Origin of the sequence: Ameyamaea chiangmaiensis (assembly GCF_013376175.1) — a bacterium.
GTDB classification, from domain to species: Bacteria; Pseudomonadota; Alphaproteobacteria; order Acetobacterales; family Acetobacteraceae; genus Ameyamaea; species Ameyamaea chiangmaiensis.
In genome coordinates this window covers 1-699 of the sequence record NZ_JABXXR010000353.1, presented here as the reverse complement: position 1 = coordinate 699, position 699 = coordinate 1, and the positions used below count along the sequence as shown (strand labels likewise).

The 699-nt window shown below is 71.8% G+C and carries 1 pseudogene; it reads left to right on the top strand.

From position 1 onward, the window contains the following. Positions 1–249: 249 nt before the first annotated feature. A pseudogene (locus tag HUK82_RS17005) lies at positions 250–699 on the top strand (extracellular solute-binding protein); the annotation flags it as partial.

Below are 699 nucleotides of genomic sequence, written 5' to 3'. Positions count from 1 at the left end.
GGCAGCCGGGGCACGCATTGGCCTTTCCGATCCGTGCCGAAATGCAGTAAGAAGCCTGCGTCCGCCCGACGTCCGGCGCGGCCTGCCCGCAGACGCCCCGTTGCGACGCCCGCGGCCCATCCGTCGTCCGTTTCGTTCCGTCAAGAAGAGTATTGCGTCCTGTCCCGCCGCCGTTTCCTGTCCCGCGCAGATTCTCACCGGCCCCGCCGTCTTCCGGCGCGTCTGGCCGGGTGCGCGTTGGCGCTGGGCATGGCGGCCCTGCCGTGGACGCCGGACAGCGTGGCGCGCGCGGCGACCGTCAGTGTGCAGGCGGCGAGCCTCGACATCAGTCTGGCGGCCGCGCAGCGCGATGCGATCGGGCAGCCCTTTCATGCCAAGAGCGGTATCGCCACGCGCTTTACCGTGTGGGACGGATCCCCCGACACCCTGCGTAAGGTCGAAAGCCGGGGCGGCCGGCGCTGGACGCTGGTCCTGATGGAAGACACCTCCGTGCCGGAGGCCTGCGCGGCCGACCTGATGGTGCATGCGTTCCCCGGTGGCGGCGATACGGCCGCGGGATGCGGATGGGCGGCGTTGCAGGTGCGGACGATTCTGGCGTGGGATCGGGGGCGGCTCGACACGCCCCCGAACTGGACGGATTTCTGGGATGTCGCGCGCCACCCCGGGCGCCGGGCGCTGCGTCGCGACCCGCGCACCACG